Origin of the sequence: Methylophaga sp. (genome assembly GCF_048266885.1) — a bacterium.
Taxonomy (GTDB): domain Bacteria; phylum Pseudomonadota; class Gammaproteobacteria; order Nitrosococcales; family Methylophagaceae; genus Methylophaga.
In genome coordinates, this window is sequence record NZ_JBLWYR010000001.1 from 115,642 (window position 1) to 132,804 (window position 17,163).

Consider the following 17,163-nt stretch of genomic DNA (forward strand, 5'->3'; position numbering starts at 1 on the left):
TATGGCGCTATTCCACCGCAGCCTGCACATTGTAGGCAGACAATTTACTAATATCGTGGTTCTGATTACCGTGATCATGCTGGTTGGTGTTGGACTGGCCTACTGGTTTTCCAGTGCTATCGCCGAGCGTAAAGATGAAATTGCGGCTTGGGCCAGTGAAAAAACCGGTTATCCGATTCAGATTGGTGAGGCAGGACTGTACTGGTTTGATCTGTTCCCAAAATTAATGGTGACCGATATTTCGGTAATGCAGGCAGAGCCAGCTATTGGTGAGCTGTTTACTGCAGAAGAACTTTATATTGGTGTGGATTTAATTGCCAGTCTGCAACAAAGGGCGTTGGTGGTTGACTCGGCACGTGTTTCAGGTCTGCAGTTGGGTATTCTTCGTTCGGCTGATGGGGATTTCAGCTTAATAGGTTTAAAAGGTAAAACAGCGGAACAGGCATATGATGAATCCCAAATTGACTGGGCTGAACAACTCCAGTCTTGGCGCGATATTGAATTGTTGTCAGCAAACATCCAATTTGAGGACGAATTACAACCTCAACTCAGTGGTCTTTACACGCTTAATGAACTGGCATTAATACAAGCTAAAAAATCCAAACTAATAGGCGATATTCAGTTGCCACACCATTTGGGGCAGCAGCTTAGCTTTATTATAGAAGCAGGTTTGACTTCTGCAGGTGTTACAAATTGGCAGATTAATCAGCTTGATGCGAGTCAACTGCAATTAGCCGCCATTTTTCAAGATCAACAACTACACGATGTGTCATTGACAAGTGGGCGAGCAGACCTCCGCTTAGACACTGGTTCAATGCTGAAAAAACAATGGCGCGGTCAGATCCAACTCACCGATGTCAGTTTGGCAAATTTAAATAAACCAGAAGTTGAAGCCGTAAACATTGAAAACATGTCAGGACAATTTACCTGGGAAGGAGAAGCATCCACTTGGCAATTAATTGCCGATCCCATTCAGTTAACCATTGCTGGGGACAGTTGGCCACAGTCGACCTTAAATCTGCAATTTTCAGAACTTGACGGTTTGGTGGCAGAAAGCAGTTTTATGCGGCTTAGCGATGTCACATCTTTAGCATTATTAAGTGATAAAGCTCCGGCATTGTTAACACAGTATCAACCTGCCGGTGATATCCGCGAATTGCGGCTATCGCTAGATAGTGACAATGAAATTCAGTCAGCAAAGATGGTGGTGGATGAATTTGCCAGTTTGCCGGTGGAGGAGATGCCAGGCGTAACTGGACTCAGCCTGCAGTTAGAGTGGCAACCTGGCTCAGCCCAGGTGATGATTAATAGCCGAAATTTAACGTTATTTGCACCGACGTGGCTACCCGAAGCGATTTATTTTGATGTCGCCGAAGCGAAGCTTGTTTGGAAGGAGCATCAGGAAAACCAGCAGTTTAAAATGACTGAACTCGATATTTGGAACAATGATTTGAGGCTGCAGGGAACGGTCGGCATTGAACAGCAGGCAGACATCACACTCGCTGATATTGATATCCAAATGCTGGATGTGGCTGTGAATAAATGGCTGAGTTATGTACCTAGATCTATTGTGGATCCGGACTATCTGGCATGGGCAGAAAATGCATACACTCATGGGCAAATACAAACAGGTAACGTTACGTTAAAAGGGGATTTATCCCAATTTCCATTTAGCGCTGACGATTCAGAAAATAAATTTGAAGCGACTTTAAATGTCACCGATGTCGGCCTGAATTATGGCAAGGGGTGGCCTGTACTTGAAGAGATTGATGGACAAGTTCGTAGTACTGGCAATCAACTAGAGATTCTGCCCCGCACTGGGAAAATTGCTGGTTTCAATTTTATCGATGTAAATGCTGTTATTAATAATATTTATAAAGGTAAACCTGTACTCGATCTAGCCGGATTGTTAGCCGGAACGACCCATGATGCACTTAATTTTTTAAAGGTGAGTCCACTGAGTCCGCGTTATGGCGAAGTGACCGATTGGGTAACCGCCCAGGGCAATAGCAGTATTGCATTGAAGTTGAAAATTCCATTGCTTAATCCCAATGCGACAGAGGTTGATGGACATGTCACTTTTGAAAGCAGTCAATTAAGTTTGACAACATTACCAGGCATGCCGATTGAGGATGTGCAAGGAAAACTTTTCTTTAATAATGATGGAGTTAACGCTAAAGCTATTTCAGCCAGTGTTTTTGCCAGACCCACGACCATTGATGTTGTGCCACAATCAGAATCTATCTTAGTGACAGCTAAAGGTGAGGTAGAAAGCCAACAGTTAGCTAATTTATGGCAGGGTGAACTTCCAGGCTTTGTTGAGGGTATAACCGGTTATCAAGCGGATATTGAAATTCGCGAAAAATCGATGGGCGATTTTGAAACAGATATTCGTGTGACTTCGGAATTGTCAGGTTTAACGATTGATGCTCCTGAGCCATTAGGGAAAGAGGCCACTGAGATTCGACCTATCAGTGTGGTGTTGGATGAAGATGCCCAACAGCAACCTACTCTTCACTTGAATTATGACGACACTTTGCAAGCAGTCTGGTTGGTAAAGGAACCTACACGAGGTGAAATAACAATTGGTTTACCGAATCCTGAGCTTCCACCAACAGGTATCCGGTTGCGAGGTCAGCTTAGCGAATTATCTATATCAGATTGGACGCAGTGGCAACAAAAATGGCTTGCAGACTTATCCGTTAATCAAAACACAGATAACTTACCGGTCGTCGAAATTGAATTGGCAGTAGATAACCTGAGGTTTAATCAATGGGTGCTTAATGATGTTCAGTCAAAAGCCTTTCAAAGAAATCAAATCTGGCAATTGGAAATACAATCACGGCAAATGCGAGGTGATGTTCGTTGGCCAATAGATTCTGCTTTATTACCCACCTTACATTTTGATTTTGTAGATCTACAATTACCAGCAGGATCGAATGAGTCTGCAGGTCGAAAAAAATTCAACTCTGATTTATGGCCAAGTTTTCAATTGAATATTGATAGTTTGACAGTAGATGGCATGCAGTTGGGAAGAGTACAAGCTCGAGCTCTTCAGCAAGGTAATCGTTGGGTATTGGAAAATGCCAGCCTGCAATCTGCAGTTCTTAAAGCTGATTTAGACGGGGTATGGCAAAAAACAGAGCTTAACGATAACAGCCAATTAAATTTGAAGTTGACCAGTAGCGATTTGGAAGGCTTATTTACGGACTTAGGTTATCAGCCTGCTATTCACTCGAATCAAGTGAATGTCTCCGGCCAGTTTAGCTGGCCAGATGAACCGTTGAACCTTTCGTTGGCTGCGATGGAAGGCAATCTGAATCTGCAAGTAGATAATGGCCAATTGGTTGATGTTGAGCCTGGTGCTGCCGGACGTATATTTGGTTTGATGAGCTTTGCAGCGATTCCCCGACGTTTAGCGCTTGATTTTAGTGATTTTTTTGGAAAAGGTTTTGCATTCAGACAAATCAGTGGCGATTTTGATTTTGCCAATGGCCTTGCTGTCACAGATAACTTAAAAATGCGCGGTGAAAGCGCCAATATTGATGTATCCGGCCCAATAAATATCGTTGATAGGACGTATCACCAAACAGTTGTAGTGACCCCCAATGTATCATCAACTTTACCGCTTGCAGGCGCAGTTGCTGGTGGTCCTGTTGGATTAGGAGTGGGGACGGCAATTTATTTGGTAGATCGAATTGCCGGTCGTCTTTTTGATAGGGATTTAGTCGATATGATCAGTTATCGTTATAGACTCACCGGTACATGGGATGAGCCGGACCTCTCGCTGAATCGGCCCGAAACACCCTAAGAATTATGGTGTGATTATCACCCACTTTACCCGCTATGAAAATTCAATAGCCCCTTGGATCTGCTAAGATTGTTAATTTTTCGTGTAGTCTGCATACAATGACAAACCCTATATTTGAACAATTGGAACAACAGATCCTGATGCCTGCTGAATTGCAATCACAGGATATTGAGCGGGCATTATCCAGTGCCATGCGTCCTGGTGTTGATTTTGCTGATTTGTATTTTCAGCGTTCTCGTGCAGAAAATTGGTTGATGGATGATGGCATTATTAAGGATGGTGGCTATCATCTTGAACAAGGTGTTGGCGTTCGGGCATGTAGTGGTGAGAAAACCGGTTTTGCTTACTCTGATGATCTGAGTATGAAATCGCTGTTGGAAGCCACCCAGGCGGCTAGTGCCGTGGTAAAACATGGACAACAAAAACAGATTGATGCACGAAAAATGGTGCACGCATCACCGTTCTACTCCGACCTTGATCCTATATTGGGTATGGATACGCAAGCAAAATTAAACCTTTTACGTGAGGCTGATGCTTACGCACGAGCGGCTGATCCCCGAGTTACTCAAGTTACAGTTAGTCTGGCGGGAAGTCTGGAACATATTTTAATCGCGGCAAGTGATGGCACGTATGCTGCAGATATCCGCCCGTTAATCCGCATGAATGTTAGTGTAATTGTTGAATCAAAAGGTCGTCGTGAACGTGGCAGTGCTGGTGGCGGCCGTCGCTTGGACTATCAATACTTTATTGATAATGATCTCGCTGTGGGATTTGCCAAAGAGGCTGTCCGGCAGGCATTGGTTAATCTTGAAGCCGTTGATGCACCCGCAGGAACGATGCCAGTAGTATTAGCTTCAGGCTGGCCTGGAGTGTTATTGCATGAAGCCGTAGGCCATGGTTTGGAAGGTGACTTCAATCGTCGTGCTACATCTGCCTTTTCTGGCAAAATCGGCGAGCAAGTGGCATCACCGTTATGTACCGTGGTGGATGATGGCACTTTATCAGATAGACGTGGTTCACTTACTATCGATGATGAGGGCACGCCAACTGAATTTACAACATTGATTGAAAATGGTCGCCTGACCGGCTATATGCAGGATAAATTAAATGCTCGCTTAATGGGGATGCGCAGTACTGGCAATGGTCGACGTGAATCTTATGCACATCTGCCGATGCCTCGTATGACCAACACCTACATGCTGGCAGGGCAACACAAGGCTGATGAAATTATTGCCAGTGTTGAAAAAGGTATTTATGCCGTCAATTTTGGTGGTGGTCAGGTTGATATTACTTCCGGCAAATTTGTATTCTCCAGTAGCGAAGCCTATTTAATTGAAAATGGCAAAGTGACTCGCCCAGTTAAAGGTGCAACTCTGATTGGCAATGGGCCTGAAGTCATGAACCGCATCAGCATGGTTGCAGACGATCTTGAACTGGATTCGGGCATTGGTAATTGTGGTAAAGAGGGACAAAGTGTACCGGTTGGTGTTGGTCAGCCCACGTTGAAAATTGATGCGTTGACGGTTGGAGGTACAGCTTAATGAGTTCAACACATAAAGCTGTTGCATTGATCTCTGGCGGTTTGGATTCGATGCTGGCGGTGCGGGTGATGCAGGAGCAAGGCATTGAAGTTGAAGGCATCAATTTTTTTACTGGATTTTGTGTGGAGGGACATACCCACGCGATTCGCAATCAGCATAAAGACAAACAAAAACGAAATAATGCCTTATGGGTCGCTGAACAGCTCGGTATCAAATTACATATCGTTGATGTAATCGAAGAATATAAAGACGTTCTGCTTAACCCAAAGCATGGGTATGGCGCGAATATGAATCCCTGTCTTGACTGTAAAATCTTTATGGTCAAAAAAGCGGTTGAATGGGTAAAACAGAACCACATGCGCGGTTTTGATTTTATTATCACCGGAGAGGTGATTGGCCAGCGTCCCAAATCGCAACTAAAGCGGACCATGCCAATTGTGGCAGCAGAGTCTGGAGCAGACGATCTGCTGTTACGCCCTTTGTGTGCAACAAATCTGCAACCGACCAAACCTGAGCGAGAAGGCTGGGTTGATCGCGATAAGCTTTATGGTTTTCATGGCCGTAATCGCAAACCGCAAATTGCTCTGGCTAAACAGTTTGGTTTTGATGATTTTGCTACACCAGCAGGTGGTTGTTGTTTCCTGACGGATGAAAGTTATTCCAGCAAATTAGTTGATTTATGGAAAGCCCGAAATAGCCGTGAATATGAACTGGATGACATTATGTTATTAAAAGTCGGCCGGCATATTAGGCCCAAAGCCGATTTTAAAATGATTATTGCTAGGGATGCCGGAGAGAGCAAATTTCTGGAAGGTTATCGCAAACAATTTATCAGCCTTTATTCAACCAGTCATAACGGTCCCATGGCAATTATAGATGGCGAAATTGAACAACAGGACTTTTCACTTGCAGCGTCTATTATTGCGCGATTTGGCCAGGGTAGAGATGCAGATGAAGTTGAGGTTGAAATTACTGTCCCCGATAAACCACCAAGACAGATCCAGGCCCGGCCAATCACTGCTGAACAAGTTCCACAGGAGTGGTATGTGTGAAACAAATTGAATTAGACGCAAGAAGACTATTATGTCCCTTGCCAGTAATCAAAACGCAGAATAAAGTAGCTGAATTATCTTCTGGAGATAGGCTCAAAATAATTTGTACTGATCCTGGAGCGTTAAGTGATATTCCTGCTTGGGCCAGAATCCATGGACATCAGATTGTCGAAACAACTGAAGTTGATGATGAAATCATCATTACGGTCCGCGTTGGTGCGTAGCACTATAATGGTGCGTTGATAAAGTATTTCGCACCAATTTGTTACATTTAGGGTGGGCGCCTGCACTCAAATGGTTGATTTTATAGCGTCAGTGAGTTGGCAAGGTTTGTGCTGTAATTGCGAGTGAGTTTTTTTGCACCAAGGTGTGCAGTTTTTTTAATTGGAGATTATAAATGTCAGTCGAAAATGTGCTTCAGATAATTAAGGACGAGGACGTTAAATTCCTTGATTTCCGTTTCACCGACACGCGTGGTAAAGAGCAGCACGTTTCTTACCCTGCCCATTCTATCGATGAAGATACTTTCTCAGAAGGTGTGATGTTTGATGGTTCATCTGTTGCAGGTTGGAAAGGTATCAATGAATCAGACATGATCCTGATGCCAGACGCTTCGACTGCTGTTTTGGATCCATTTATGGACGATACAACATTGATCGTTCGCTGTGACATCGTTGAACCAGCTACCATGCAAGGTTATGAGCGTGACCCACGTAGCGTTGCAAAACGTGCAGAAGCTTACTTAGCTTCTACCGGTTTGGCTGATACAGCTTTTTTTGGCCCTGAACCAGAATTCTTTATCCTGGATGATGTTCGCTGGGGCAGCGACATCTCTGGCTCGTTCTACAAAATCGATTCAAATGAATCTTCATGGAATACTGAAAAAGTCTTCCCAGACGGTAACAAAGGTCACCGTCCAAGTGTAAAAGGTGGTTATTTCCCAGTACCGCCGGTTGATTCACTGCAAGATATTCGTTCTGCCATGTGTTTGACCATGGAAGAAATGGGTCTGGTTACTGAAGTTCACCATCATGAAGTTGCCACAGCTGGACAGTGCGAAATCGGTACTAAATTCAATACATTAGTTAAAAAAGCCGACGAGGTACAAATCCTGAAATATGTTGTACAAAACGTTGCACATGCTTACGGCAAAACAGCGACATTTATGCCTAAACCACTGGTAGGTGATAACGGTAGTGGTATGCATGTTCACCAATCGTTGGCGAAAGATGGTGAAAACCTGTTCTCTGGTAATAAATACGGCGGCCTGTCTGAAACAGCTTTGTTTTATATCGGCGGTATTATTAAACACGCTAAAGCATTGAATGCCTTCACTAACCCGGGCACCAATAGCTACAAACGTCTGGTTCCAGGTTTTGAAGCGCCTGTAATGTTGGCTTATTCAGCACGTAATCGTAGTGCCTCTATCCGTATTCCTTTTGTCAGTAATCCAAAAGGCCGTCGCATCGAAGTACGTTTCCCTGATCCATCAGCCAACCCATATTTAGCGTTCAGCGCAATGATGATGGCCGGTCTGGATGGTATTAAAAACAAGATCCATCCTGGTGATGCAATGGATAAAGATTTATACGATTTACCACCAGAAGAAGATGCAGCGATTCCAAAAGTTTGTCATGCGCTGGATCAAGCATTGGCTGAGCTGGATAAAGACCGTGCTTTCTTAACTGAAGGTGGTGTATTTACCGACGATATGATCGATGGTTATATCAAACTGAAAATGGAAGAAGTGACTCGTCTGCGTATGGAAACGCATCCTGCTGAGTTTGATTTGTACTACAGCCTGTAATTTTTTTGATTACAGTCACAAAACGCCTCCCTTGTGGAGGCGTTTTTATGTTTGCTAGTTGCACAATGCTGAGGCCTAACCTATATTCATCTTCATGAAATTTATTCTTTTTATGTTGATTGGTTTGGGAACAGCCGTTGCCGGTGACATCTATCGATGGATTGATGAAAATGGCAATGAAGCCTATTCAGATCAACCAACTGAAAATGCTGAAAAGATTGAACTGCGCCATTCAATGATTTACTCCCCTGTAACAATCCCTGAAAGCAATGACATTCCCGACGATACCCAAGCAGCAACGGAGCAATCCGAAACTGACCAAATGGAACCCGCACCGAATTATCAGTTGACGATAGTTTCTCCGGAAGATGATGCTGGTATTCGAGTCAATAATGGCGATGTCGTGGTGAATCTGCAGGTTATTCCTGCATTGGTATCTGAACGAGGAGATAAGATTCAACTCTATCTCGATAGTTTACCTGTTGGCGTGCCGATGCCTCAATTGAGTTTCATACTGGAAAATCTGGAGAGAGGTACTCATCAACTTTCTGCAGTCGTTTTAAATGCTTCAGGCGAACTCCTTGCCCAAAGTACAACCACAACTTTTCATTTGCAACGAAGCAGTTTATTGCAACCAGGCCGTGAACAAAATAATACTCCAGGGACAGGAGCACCAACAATTCCAGCCAATCCTTCAATACCAAGCCTTCCGTCAACGCCCGGCTATCCATCAGCACCCAGCCTACCATCAACCCCGGGTCATCCAACAATACCAGGTCATAGCCCAACCCCAACCCCTAGCGGCCCGAATTCCAACTAATAGTTCTTGAGTGACCTTGTGCACCAAGATGAAGCGTAGAATGACTTAATTAGACTTCCAAAATACCTAAAATAATACCTATTCTTGATTTGTATATAAGCAAAATTAAATTATTTCTATTGGAATCATCACGTTAAATTTTATGTTATCTAATATGCTTACAAATGGAGCGTTTTTTGCAAATGGCATGCCATGAACCTTAATGACAAACTCATCAATATTAAACAATTATCCAGTGATGATGTGCTGGAGAGTCTAACGACGGCGATACTCGTTCTCGACACTAACTTTCGAGTTTGTTATATCAACACATCAACCGAAGTGATGTTTGAAATCAGTCAACGTCAGGCTGAACATATTCCTTTTCAAACATTGTTGCCAGGCGAAACCCACTTATTGGACTCGTTACGCCGTGTTATCAGTAACGGACAAGCATTAATTGAGCGTGAAATTCAGCTGTTTCTTCCTGCCGCGGGTGAAATCATAGTTGATTGCTCAATTAAAATGCTTGATGTAGCAGAGCCACACTTATTAGTTGAGATAGCGCAGCTGGATTATCAGCAACGCGTCAACCGTGATGAAAACTTGCATACTCAGCAGCAGGTTGTTCGTGGCTTGGCCCATGAAATTAAAAATCCACTGGGTGGTTTAAGAGGTGCAGCCCAATTATTGGAAAGACAATTGGATTCAGATGATTTAAAGGAATATACCCGAATCATCATTAACGAAGCCGATCGATTGCAAAATTTGATGACACGAATGCTGGGGCCTTATCAGCAATCAGAAAAACAATATCTGAATATTCATGAGGTGCTGCAACGTGTTCGTCAGTTAGTTGATATTGAAGTGGATGAGCGGCTTAAATTTATCGCTGATTATGATCCAAGTATTCCTGATCTTCATGCTGACTTTGATCAAATGATTCAGATTATTTTGAATATTGTGCGTAATGCTGTTCAAGCTATGCATGGCGCAGGGGTTATACGTCTAAGAACTCGAATTCAACGTAATCTGACTATCGAAAAACGCTTTTATAAATTAGGTGTTTTGATTGAGGTCGAGGACAACGGTCCGGGTATACCCAAACAATTGCAGGACAGTTTATTTTATCCCTTAGTGACTGGGCGCGCTGATGGCACAGGATTAGGCCTGTATTTGGTACAAAACCTAGTTCAACGAAATGCGGGCACTGTCAGTTGCACCAGTCATGCTGGACAAACCATATTTTCAATTATTTTCCCCTTGGAGTTAAACCGTGAGCGCTAAAGCGATAGCATGGATTGTTGATGATGACCGATCAATTCGATGGGTATTACAAAAGGCATTGGAAGCCGTAGATATCACTGTCAAAGCCTTTGAGAGTGGAGATCTGGTGTTGGAGCAGTTAAAACGAGGCACTGATAATCCACCGGATGTGCTGGTTAGTGATATTCGAATGCCAGGGCTTGATGGTCTGCAACTACTTGCAGAGATTCAACGTAACCAACCAGATTTGCCAGTCATCATTATGACGGCATATTCAGATTTAGACAGTGCTGTTTCCGTCTATGAAGGTGGGGCTTTTGAATATTTGCCAAAACCATTTGATGTCGATGAAGCTGTTGATTTAGTTCAACGAGCAATTACCCATCATCGTCAACAACATACCAACCCTGCTAATGAAATAAATATTGGCAGTGAAATTATTGGTGAAGCTCCTGCCATGCAGGAAGTATTTCGGGCAATAGGGCGTTTAGCACGCTCCAATATCACTGTTTTAATCAATGGTGAATCGGGTACTGGTAAGGAGTTAGTTGCACACGCTTTGCACAAACACAGTCCTCGCAGACAGAATCCGTTTATCGCTTTGAATATGGCCGCTATCCCCAGAGAACTGTTGGAATCTGAACTGTTTGGTCACGAAAAAGGTGCATTTACCGGTGCTCATGTGCAGCGTAAAGGCCGTTTTGAGCAAGCTGATGGCGGCACTTTATTTCTAGATGAAATTGGTGATATGCCATTGGAGTTACAGACTCGACTCTTGAGGGTACTTTCCGATGGGGAGTTTTTCCGGGTCGGTGGGCATAGTGCTGTAAAAGCCGATGTGAGAATTATTGCTGCAACCCACCAGAATCTAGAACAGCAGGTTGAGCGTGGCGATTTTCGTGAAGATTTATTTCATCGCTTGAATGTCATCCGTATCCATATCCCGTCCTTACGCGAGAGACGTGAAGATATTCCAGCGTTGGTTGCTTACTTTCTTAATAAAGCGGCCAGGGAACTTAATATGGGGGTGAAAAATGTTTCTCCTGAAGTAGAGCGGTATTTATCGCAGTTGCCATGGCCGGGTAATGTGAGACAGTTAGAGAATACATCCCGTTGGTTAACTGTGATGTCACCGGGGCAGGTTGTACAAATGGATGACCTGCCAATGGAACTCACGGCAGATGCCGGAGTTGAGTCAACTCGCAATGGTGGAGACTGGCAACAGCTGTTCCGACAATGGGCAGCAAACAAAGCATTAAGTGGTCAAGAAGGCGTGCTGGCAGATGTTGTTCCGATGATTGAACATTTGCTGATGGAGGTTGCTTTAGAGAAAACCGCAGGCAAACGTCAGGAAGCCGCAAAATTATTGGGTTGGGGTAGAAATACGTTAACCCGGAAACTGAAAGAGAATTAATAAACAGGCTTGCGAGTAAGTGGCTATCTGTGTATAGTGTGCCACTTAGTCAGGTGCGGGGTGGAGCAGCCTGGTAGCTCGTCGGGCTCATAACCCGAAGGTCGTTGGTTCAAATCCAGCCCCCGCTACCAATAATAATGTTAAGACAGGACCCCTAATTGGGGTTTTTGTTTTTGTGGAGTTAAAATTGGGCCAATGGCCCTTTTTTTTTATTTGTTAGCCTATGGCCGTATCTGATCAAATTGAAAAACTAATTGAAGCACCAATTGAGTCGCTGGGTTACCAGCTCGTTGGTGTGGAATACATTCAGGGTGGACAAAATCCACTTCTCAGAATCTATATTGATGCAGATCAAGGCATTGGCATAGAAGACTGTGAACGTGTCAGTCATCAGGTCAGCGGCATTCTCGATGTTGAAGACCCCATCAAAAAAGCTTATTCACTGGAAATTTCCTCCCCTGGATTTGATCGTCCTTTATTTAAGGAACGTGACTTCATCCGTTTTACTGGCTCGCCAGCAAAAATCACCACTAAATTACCGGTGGAAGGTCGACGGAATTTTACCGGTGTTTTGCAGGGTTTTGAAAATGGTGAAGTATTAATTGAAGTAGATGGTGAGATTTACGCCTTACCATTGGCACGGTTGTCTAAAGCACGACTGGTTGCCTGAAAAAGCGTATTATTTGCTGTTAATGAAAAAACTTAGTTTTGGATCAATCGCTTGCATCGATCCACTGGGGGCGTGATGAATAATAAAGAAATTTTGCTGGTTGTTGATGCCATGTCTAATGAAAAAGGCGTGGGAAAAGAAGTTATATTTCAGGCAATTGAAGCGGCGTTAGCAATGGCTACCCGTAAACGCTATGAAATGGAAATAGATGCCCATGTAGCGATTGATCGCCAGACTGGCAACTATGAAACATTCCGTCAATGGTTGATTGTTGACGATAATGATGACGCCTTTGAATCTCCAGAAACCCATATCACACTATCAGATGCTGTGAGCAAACAGGATGATGCCAAGGTAGGTGACTATATCCGTGAGCCGATGGAATCGGTGGAGTTTGGTCGTATCGCTGCACAAACTGCGAAACAAGTTATTGTACAAAAAGTACGTGAAGCAGAACGCGCCCAAGTCGTTGACATGTATCGTGAAAAAGTAGGCCAAATGATTCATGGCACGGTTAAACGTGTGGAACGCGGTAATGTAACGTTGGACCTTGGCGGTAATGCAGAAGCTTTATTGCCTCGTGAAGAAATGATTCCGCGTGAGAATTTCCGTAGTGGTGATCGTGTTCGAGGTTATTTAAAAGAAATTCGTTCAGAAACTCGTGGCCCACAGCTTATTGTTAGTCGTGTTGCACCTGAATTACTGATTGAATTATTCAGTCTGGAAGTACCGGAAATCGGTGATGGCATGATTGAAATTAAAGGCGCCGCTCGTGATCCTGGTTTACGTGCAAAAATCGCTGTTTTAGCGCACGAACCACGAATTGATCCCGTTGGTGCTTGTGTTGGTATGCGTGGTTCACGTGTCCAGGCTGTTACAAATGAATTGGCGGGTGAGCGGGTCGACATTATCCTTTGGGATGAAGAGCCTGCACGTTTTGCCATTAATGCCATGGCCCCGGCCGAAGTATTATCTATTGTTGTTGATGAAGATGCTCACAGCATGGATATCGCCGTTGAAGACGGCCAGTTATCACAAGCAATTGGCCGCGGTGGCCAAAATGTCCGTCTTGCAAGCCAATTAACAGGATGGGAACTGAACGTTATGTCAGCTTCTGATGCTGATCAAAAAGCTGAAACTGAAATCAGTTCATTGATCAAGACCTTTATGGCTGATTTGGATGTTGACGAAGACGTAGCGCTGATCTTGGCACAAGAAGGATTCTCTTCTCTGGAAGAAGTTGCCTACGTACCCGAACAGGAAATGCTTGATATCGAAGAGTTTGATGCTGACATTGTGAACGAGTTACGTTCACGTGCCAGAGATGTCTTGCTGACGCGTGCTATTGCTAGTGAAGAACAAATTGAAAATGCTTCTCCTGCAGAAACATTACAAGATTTACCTGGTATGACCGCCGAGTTGGCTGCGAAGTTAAATAGTCAGGGTATTATCACCATTGATGATCTTGCAGATCAGTCCGTGGATGAATTGGTCGAAGCGGGCGGCATTGATGAAAAACAAGCCGCTGCATTCATCATGAAAGCACGTGAGTCATGGTTTGCAGACGAACAAACAGAAACAGGGGAGTAACCAATGAGTGACATGAAGGTTAAGGACCTGGCCGACACCGTCGGCATCACACCTGAGCGCTTAGTGGACCAGCTTAATGAGGCCGGCATTAAAGTCTCAAAGCCAGACGATCTGATTACTGAAGATCAAAAGCAAAGCTTGTTACAGTTTTTACAACAAAGACATGGCAAATTGGCCAATGAAAGCGATGCTTCACCCAAAAAAATTACACTTAAACGTAAATCAGTCAGTGAAATTAAATTAGGTGGTGGCACTTCTCGCCAAGCAGGCAAAAGTGTCAGTGTTGAAGTTCGGAAAAAACGGACTTTTGTTAAACGCACTGATGTGGAAACGGTCGCTTCTGCTGAAGAACCAGCTGCAGTTGCAGTACCGACACAAGCTCAAGTAAATGCTGAAGAAGTCTCTCGTCAAGAACAACTCCGATTGCAGGAAATTGCTCGTAAACAACAAGAACAAAGCAGTCGCGAGCAAGAAGAGTCTGAAAAAGAAGCTGCTGCTGTAGCTGCTGCAATTGAAGCAGAAAGATTAGCTGTTGAAGAAGCTCGTATAGCTGCAGAAGAAGAACAAAAAGCCTTGGCTGAAGAAGCCAAAGTTAAACAACAAAAACAATCAGATCCGGTTAAAAAAGCTCCAGCCAAACCCGAGTTGACCGCTTCACAGTTAGCACATAAAAAGCTTGAAGAAGCTGATGCCAAACGACGTGCGGCAAACTTAGCGAGAATCGATGCTGAAAAAGCACTGGAAGCTCGCAAAAAAGCGCGTGAAGAGGAAGAGGCTTTAGAGAAAGCTAAAGAAGAAGCTCGTTTAGCAGCTACCGAAGCACAAGCAAAAGAACAAAAACCAGATCGGAAAGAAGCCGATGCAAAACATGTAGCCAGTAAAGACAAGCCGGCACGTCGCGGTCGTTTCCAACCTGATGATAAGTTTGAACGTAAAGAACTGCATGTCAGTGATGGTAAAGGTCGTCGTAAGAAGAAAAAAGGCGTCTCACAGAAGACAACTGCTGTTGAAACGTCAACGGAACATGGTTTTTCGCGACCAACGGCTCCAGTCGTCCGCGAAGTGAGTGTTCCTGACACTATTTCTGTATCTGATTTAGCACAGCGCATGTCAGTAAAAGCAGCAGAAGTCATCAAAGCACTGATGGGTATGGGCACAATGGCCACTATCAATCAGGTTTTGGATCAAGATACTGCCGTTATTTTGGTTGAAGAGATGGGCCATGTGGCTAAAGCTGTTCAAGAAAATGAAGTTGAACAAGCCTTAGAGACTTCTATCGAAGTGACTGGTGAAGCAGTTCCTCGTGCACCTGTAGTCACAGTTATGGGTCATGTCGATCATGGTAAAACGTCACTGCTCGATTACATCCGTCGCACCAAAGTGACATCAGGTGAAGCTGGTGGTATCACACAACATATCGGTGCATATAAAGTTGAAACCAGTCGTGGTGAAGTTACCTTCCTGGATACTCCAGGCCATGCGGCATTTACCGAAATGCGTTCACGTGGTGCCAAGGTTACCGATATCGTGGTATTGGTTGTCGCAGCAGATGATGGTGTTATGCCACAGACAATTGAGGCTGTACAACATGCCAAAGCTGCTGGTTCAACATTGATCGTTGCTGTTAACAAAATGGATAAACCTGATGCGACTCCTGACAGAGTTAAGCAGGAATTAACTAATCATGAAGTTGTACCTGAAGACTGGGGTGGCGACGTACAGTTTGTGCCCGTTTCAGCTTTAACAGGCTTGGGCGTTGAAGATTTACTCGAAGCTATTTCACTGCAAGCTGAGGTAATGGAGTTGACCGCACCGGTTAAAGGTCCTGCTCACGGTACTGTGGTTGAATCACGTCTTGATAAAGGTCGGGGTACGGTCGTTACGGTACTGGTTCAACGTGGCACGCTGAGAAAAGGTGACATCGTTGTTGTCGGTCAGGAATTTGGGCGGGTTCGTGCCTTGTTCAATGAAAATGGCCAGCCAATGGATGAAGCCGGTCCTTCAACACCCGTTGAATTATTAGGTCTATCGGGTACGCCAGCTTCGGGTGATGAATTACAAGTTGCTCCTGATGATCGCACAGCAAGAGAAATTGCTAGCTTCCGTCAGACCAAGGCTCGTGAAATGAAAATGGCGCAGCAGCAGGCGGCCAAGTTGGATGATATGTTCAACAAAATGGAAGCCGGCGATCTGAAAACCCTGAATGTGGTCATTAAAGGTGACGTTCATGGTTCAGTTGAAGCTGTCAGCCAGGGTCTGCAGAAGTTGTCGACCGATATGGTTCAGGTTCGTGTAGTGGGGTCAGGTGTTGGTGGTATTAATGAAACTGACGCGCAACTTGCTGCGGCTTCTGATGCGATTTTGATTGGCTTTAATGTTCGTGCTGATAACACAGCACGTAAAGTGATTGCTGAGAAAGGTCTTGATGTTCAGTATTTCAGCATCATTTATGATCTGCTGGATGTCGTGACTAAAGCCATGACCGGTATGCTTGAACCCGTCTATAAAGATGAAATTATTGGTCTTGCACGGGTTGATGATGTATTTAGCTCACCAAAATTTGGTGATATCGCAGGTTGCTTGGTACTTGAAGGCAGCGTGAAACGTAACAATCCAATTCGTGTTTTGCGTGATAACGTAGTTATCTACGAAGGTGAACTGGAATCATTGCGTCGCTTTAAAGATGACGTCAACGAAGTCAATGCTGGTACCGAATGTGGTATTGGTGTGAAAAACTACAAAGATGTTAAACCGGGCGATCAAATTGAAGTATTTGAACGTGTATTGATGAAACCGAGTCTTTAATGGCAAGAGAATTTAGTCGTACCAATCGGATCAGTGAGGTCATGATGCGTGAATTAGCCTTGCTGATTCAGCATGATCTGGCTGATCCGCGTGTCAGTATGGTGACGGTGTCACATGTTGATGTGACATCGGATCTGAAATACGCACGTATTTATGTCACACGCCTGAGTGGGTTTGATTCAGAAGAAGCGGCCAAAGAATGTCTGGCTGGCTTGAATAATGCAGCGGGTTTCTTACGTCGTGCGTTGGCTAAACGCGTGAAATTACGCATCATGCCAGAATTGCAATTCCGTTACGACACTACATTAGAACATGGCTTTTATATGGATGAATTAATTTCCAAAGCCAATGCTGATCTTAAAGACGAGCCAGAGTCTGACCCAGAAACTGATAAAGATTGAGTTTCTT

General features: G+C 44.2%; 12 protein-coding genes and 1 tRNA gene. All 13 read left to right on the forward strand.

Going from position 1 to position 17,163, the window contains the following annotated elements:
• Position 1: 1 nt before the first annotated feature.
• Positions 2-3,811: a YhdP family protein gene (locus tag ACN0V2_RS00670; RefSeq protein ID WP_417548863.1), complete on the forward strand. Its 3,810-nt coding sequence runs from the start codon at positions 2-4 to the stop codon at positions 3,809-3,811.
• 98 nt (positions 3,812-3,909) lie between these two features.
• Entirely contained in the window at positions 3,910-5,352 is a 1,443-nt protein-coding gene (gene tldD / locus ACN0V2_RS00675; protein WP_417548864.1) for a metalloprotease TldD, read from the forward strand.
• Positions 5,352-6,404 carry a tRNA (5-methylaminomethyl-2-thiouridylate)-methyltransferase gene (locus ACN0V2_RS00680; RefSeq protein ID WP_417548865.1) on the forward strand — a complete coding sequence of 351 codons (1,053 nt, stop codon included), beginning with the start codon at positions 5,352-5,354 and terminating at the stop codon, positions 6,402-6,404. Before tldD ends, ACN0V2_RS00680 begins: the two co-directional genes overlap by 1 nt.
• Positions 6,401-6,628 (forward strand): sulfurtransferase TusA family protein, encoded by a 228-nt coding sequence (locus ACN0V2_RS00685; protein WP_417548866.1) that lies wholly within the window; start codon positions 6,401-6,403, stop codon positions 6,626-6,628. The genes ACN0V2_RS00680 and ACN0V2_RS00685 overlap by 4 nt, the downstream gene beginning before the upstream one ends.
• 173 nt (positions 6,629-6,801) lie before the next feature.
• Entirely contained in the window at positions 6,802-8,211 is a 1,410-nt protein-coding gene (glnA, locus tag ACN0V2_RS00690; RefSeq protein WP_417548867.1) for a glutamate--ammonia ligase, read from the forward strand.
• Positions 8,212-8,305: 94 nt separating this feature from the next.
• Complete coding sequence (locus tag ACN0V2_RS00695) at positions 8,306-9,031, forward strand: DUF4124 domain-containing protein (protein WP_417548868.1); 726 nt, start codon at positions 8,306-8,308, stop codon at positions 9,029-9,031.
• Between the two features lie 192 nt (positions 9,032-9,223).
• Entirely contained in the window at positions 9,224-10,297 is a 1,074-nt protein-coding gene (glnL, locus tag ACN0V2_RS00700) for a nitrogen regulation protein NR(II) (protein WP_417548869.1), read from the forward strand.
• Positions 10,287-11,690 carry a nitrogen regulation protein NR(I) gene (gene ntrC, locus ACN0V2_RS00705; protein WP_417548870.1) on the forward strand — a complete coding sequence of 468 codons (1,404 nt, stop codon included), beginning with the start codon at positions 10,287-10,289 and terminating at the stop codon, positions 11,688-11,690. The genes glnL and ntrC overlap by 11 nt, the downstream gene beginning before the upstream one ends.
• A gap of 54 nt (positions 11,691-11,744) precedes the next feature.
• Positions 11,745-11,821 (forward strand) — tRNA-Met (locus tag ACN0V2_RS00710).
• A gap of 92 nt (positions 11,822-11,913) precedes the next feature.
• On the forward strand, positions 11,914-12,360 hold the full coding sequence (gene rimP, locus ACN0V2_RS00715; protein ID WP_417548871.1) for a ribosome maturation factor RimP: 447 nt from the start codon (positions 11,914-11,916) through the stop codon (positions 12,358-12,360).
• A 75-nt stretch (positions 12,361-12,435) separates the two neighbouring features.
• On the forward strand, positions 12,436-13,950 hold the full coding sequence (nusA, locus tag ACN0V2_RS00720; protein ID WP_417548872.1) for a transcription termination factor NusA: 1,515 nt from the start codon (positions 12,436-12,438) through the stop codon (positions 13,948-13,950).
• Between the two features lie 3 nt (positions 13,951-13,953).
• Positions 13,954-16,755: a translation initiation factor IF-2 gene (infB, locus tag ACN0V2_RS00725; protein ID WP_417548873.1), complete on the forward strand. Its 2,802-nt coding sequence runs from the start codon at positions 13,954-13,956 to the stop codon at positions 16,753-16,755.
• Positions 16,755-17,156: a 30S ribosome-binding factor RbfA gene (gene rbfA, locus ACN0V2_RS00730; protein WP_417548874.1), complete on the forward strand. Its 402-nt coding sequence runs from the start codon at positions 16,755-16,757 to the stop codon at positions 17,154-17,156. The genes infB and rbfA overlap by 1 nt, the downstream gene beginning before the upstream one ends.
• Positions 17,157-17,163: the final 7 nt, after the last annotated feature.

Bases quoted from the DNA above. Each gene is read 5' to 3' on its own strand.
- rimP (WP_417548871.1), top strand. From the start codon at position 11,914: ATGGCCGTATCTGATCAAATTGAAAAACTAATTGAAGCACCAATTGAG.
- ACN0V2_RS00680 (WP_417548865.1), top strand. From the start codon at position 5,352: ATGAGTTCAACACATAAAGCTGTTGCATTGATCTCTGGCGGTTTGGAT.
- glnA (WP_417548867.1), top strand. From the start codon at position 6,802: ATGTCAGTCGAAAATGTGCTTCAGATAATTAAGGACGAGGACGTTAAA.
- tldD (WP_417548864.1), top strand. From the start codon at position 3,910: ATGACAAACCCTATATTTGAACAATTGGAACAACAGATCCTGATGCCT.
- ACN0V2_RS00670 (WP_417548863.1), top strand. From the start codon at position 2: ATGGCGCTATTCCACCGCAGCCTGCACATTGTAGGCAGACAATTTACT.
- infB (WP_417548873.1), top strand. From the start codon at position 13,954: ATGAGTGACATGAAGGTTAAGGACCTGGCCGACACCGTCGGCATCACA.
- glnL (WP_417548869.1), top strand. From the start codon at position 9,224: ATGAACCTTAATGACAAACTCATCAATATTAAACAATTATCCAGTGAT.
- ACN0V2_RS00695 (WP_417548868.1), top strand. From the start codon at position 8,306: ATGAAATTTATTCTTTTTATGTTGATTGGTTTGGGAACAGCCGTTGCC.
- nusA (WP_417548872.1), top strand. From the start codon at position 12,436: ATGAATAATAAAGAAATTTTGCTGGTTGTTGATGCCATGTCTAATGAA.
- rbfA (WP_417548874.1), top strand. From the start codon at position 16,755: ATGGCAAGAGAATTTAGTCGTACCAATCGGATCAGTGAGGTCATGATG.